Origin of the sequence: Paratractidigestivibacter sp. (assembly GCF_052362415.1) — a bacterium.
GTDB lineage: Bacteria > Actinomycetota > Coriobacteriia > Coriobacteriales > Atopobiaceae > Paratractidigestivibacter.
Genome location: NZ_DAWEMK010000078.1, coordinates 1,993 through 4,914, shown reverse-complemented (window position 1 = coordinate 4,914; position 2,922 = coordinate 1,993). Strand labels below are relative to the sequence as shown.

Below are 2,922 nucleotides of genomic sequence, written 5' to 3'. Positions count from 1 at the left end.
GGCGGCTCCAATCATCCAAGGGATACAAAGAAAGCCCGAACGTTCGCGAACGTCCGGGCCCTAAAATTCCTGGTGGAGATGAAGGGATTCGAACCCTCGGCCTCTGCCTTGCGAAGGCAGCGCTCTCCCAGCTGAGCTACATCCCCAGGCGCTATTGCGCGTTGCTTATTGTGCCAAACCCCAGAGGCAATGTCAACGAGAAAATCCTGATCGCGAAAGATTAATTTGCCGCGGGGGTCTTAGAGCGCCGCCCCTGCGGCAAGCAGAGGACCGCCAGGCTATGCGTCCGTGCACCGGCTCCGTAGAGCGAAAGCCCTTCTTTCCAGCCCTAATACCTCCCGCGCAGCGAATACCAGCCGCCGTCCTCGCTCACGGCGAGCGGCACGTCAAAAAGGTCGGAGAGCACGTCGTCGCGAAGCAGCTCCCCCTTCGGCCCGTCGGCGAATATCCTCGAGTCCTTGATGAGGAGCACGCGGCCGATCGCGGGGATAATGTCTTCCGGGTAGTGCGTGACGAGGATGACGGAGCGCCCCTCCGAGGCGAGCGTGCGCATGGTATCGCGCACGTGGTACATGCCCTCGGGGTCGAGCCCGGTGCACGGCTCGTCGAAGATGAGGACCCTCGGGTCGCGCACGAGCTCGCGGGCGACGAGGACGCGCCGGGCCTGGCCCGTCGACATGGTCATGATGTCCTGGGCGGCGATGCCGGCGATGCCCAGCCGGTCGAGCGCGTCCATGGCGGCTGCGCGATGGGCCTCCGTCACCTCCTCGCGAAGCGGGAGCCCCAGCGTGCCGAAGATGCCGCCCACGACAATGTCGAGCGCCGGGAGGTGAACGCGCACCTGCTCATGCATGGTGGAGCTCACCACGCCGAGCATGGAGCGGATGTCGGAGAGCAGGGGGCGCGCCGCGCCGCGGAAGAGCACGGGCGGGTCTTCTCGCCATACGGGGAACACCTCGCGCGTGAGCAGCTGGATGAACGTGGACTTGCCGGCGCCGTTCGGGCCCAGCAGCGCGACGTGCTCGCCTTCGCGGAGCTCGAAGTCGTCGACGTGCAGGATGGTGCGCGACCCGCGGACGACCTCCGCGTCGTGGATGCGGAACAGCGGTTGCGCGGCCTTGTTCTCGCCCAAGGCAAACCTCCTCAAAACGTGCGGTTAAATGAGCAGAATTGTACGCCGGCGCGACCGTATCGGAAAGAAAACCGACCGATGAGGGCAATGCACGCCCCGCCGCGCCCAACTGCGGCGACATCAGTCCTATGATGTCTGATGAATTCACGCAAACGCGGCGTCCCAAAGAATCGAGCGACATGAGCGCAGAGCCCGCGAGCAAAGGAGCCGAGCGCCTTTTGGGCTTCGTCGACGCCCTGCTCAAAGACCCAAAGAACGCGCGGCTCGACATCGCCGAGCTCCCAGAGGACCAGCAAGAGCTCGGCGCGCGCCTTCTGTGCCTGGGCGCGTCGCTTTCCGGCAGGGGCCTCGCCGCCGACGACGACTCCGCCGCGATGCTCAGCTCCGAGCTCAACCAGATACTCGCGAACCAGCGGATGCTCGAGCTTGAAGCCCGCACCGACGCCCTCACCGAGCTCGGCAACAGAAGCGCGTTCGAGATCCGCGTCGACGAGCTCTGGGGGGCGGGCGAGCACTTCACCCTCGCTTTCATCGACCTCGACAACCTCAAGACCTGCAACGACCGCTTCGGGCACAAGCGCGGCAACGCGTACATACAGCAAACCGCCTTCTTCATCGAGAACTCGCTGGTCCCGGGCGAGCAGCTCTTCCGCCTGGGCGGCGACGAGTTCGTGCTCATCTCGACCACGAGCGGCGTCCACGAGCTCGAGGAGCGCCTCGAGTCGGTCCGCACCCAGCTCTCCCGCGCCACAGCGGCGAACGGCGCCATGCCCTTCTCGTTCAGCTTCGGCTGCGCGCGCGTCCGTCCCGGCAAGGGAGACTCCCGCTCTCACGTGACCGCCGAGGCCGACCGCCGCATGTACAGCTACAAGGTCCAGCACCGCGTCAAGACCTCGGTGCGCCTCACCGACGCGCGCGAGGAGGGCCCGGGCGACGACGACTAGCAGTTCTTCTCTGAGCGGGTCTTCGACGCGATCTCGATGACGCTCGACGGGCGGTACTTCTTTGTGAGCAACATCGACCTCGGGGTCACGCGCTGGACAGCCGACGCGGTGCGGGACTTCGGTCTCCCCTACGACAAGATGTACGGCGGCGTGCCCGACTGGATCGACCATGTGCACCCCGAGGACCGCGCGGGCGTCCTGGCGGAGTTCCGCGACATCACCTCCGGAAAGAAGCACCATCACGAGATGGAATACCGCGTCCGCGACGCCGAGGGCGACTACGTAGTCTGCAAGAGCCGCGGATTCCGCCTCACGGGCGACGATAGGCGCCCGGCGCTCTTCGTCGGGTCCCCGACCAACCGCAACGCCTCGGAGTACGTGGACCCTGCCACGGGCATCGAAAACGTCACGGGCATGCTCAACCTTATCGGCGACTGCCGCCTGAAGGGGCGCGGCGCCGGCATCGTCGGCATCAAGGTCAGCGGGCTCTCCGCCGTGAACGCGACCGAGGGGTACGCCGCGGGCGACGGCGTCTTCGCCGCCTTCATCGGCAGGCTCGAGATCGCCATGCGCGGGAAGGCGCGGATTTTCCGCGGGCGCGGCCCGCAGATCGGACTCGTCAAGGTGGGCGCGACCCACAAAGAGACGCAGGAGCTCTGCGAGGCGGTGCTGCGCGCCGCAGAGGAGCCACTGACCTACCGAGGCGAATCCTACCGCATCCGCGCGCACGTGGCGTCCCTGTGCTTCAGCAAGGTCGTGAGCCAGCCCTTCACCGTCATAGGCGAGCTCACGCGGCGCCTAAGGGTGGCGGAGCGCCGCGACGAAGCGATCTCGGCGGCCTCGCTC

Annotated in this window: 3 protein-coding genes and 1 tRNA gene; 2 read left to right on the top strand and 2 right to left on the bottom strand. The window is 66.5% G+C overall.

Translation table 11 applies throughout. From position 1 onward, the window contains the following. Positions 1–70: 70 nt before the first annotated feature. Positions 71–146, bottom strand: a tRNA-Ala gene (locus ACT84W_RS07875). Between the two features lie 182 nt (positions 147–328). Then, entirely contained in the window at positions 329–1,132 is an 804-nt protein-coding gene (locus ACT84W_RS07870) for an ABC transporter ATP-binding protein (RefSeq protein ID WP_444328804.1), read from the bottom strand. A gap of 179 nt (positions 1,133–1,311) precedes the next feature. Here ACT84W_RS07870 and ACT84W_RS07865 point away from each other — a divergent pair, with 179 nt between their 5' ends. Both ACT84W_RS07865 and ACT84W_RS07860 read left to right on the top strand, forming a co-directional pair. Further along, the gene (locus ACT84W_RS07865) at positions 1,312–2,076 is read left to right on the top strand and encodes a GGDEF domain-containing protein (RefSeq protein WP_444328803.1); all 765 of its coding nucleotides are present in this window, start codon (positions 1,312–1,314) and stop codon (positions 2,074–2,076) included. Between the two features lie 36 nt (positions 2,077–2,112). Next, positions 2,113–2,922: PAS domain-containing protein (locus ACT84W_RS07860; RefSeq protein WP_444328802.1), on the top strand; the 810-nt coding region annotated here is incomplete at its 3' end.

Bases quoted from the DNA above. Each gene is read 5' to 3' on its own strand.
- ACT84W_RS07865 (WP_444328803.1), top strand. From the start codon at position 1,312: ATGAGCGCAGAGCCCGCGAGCAAAGGAGCCGAGCGCCTTTTGGGCTTC.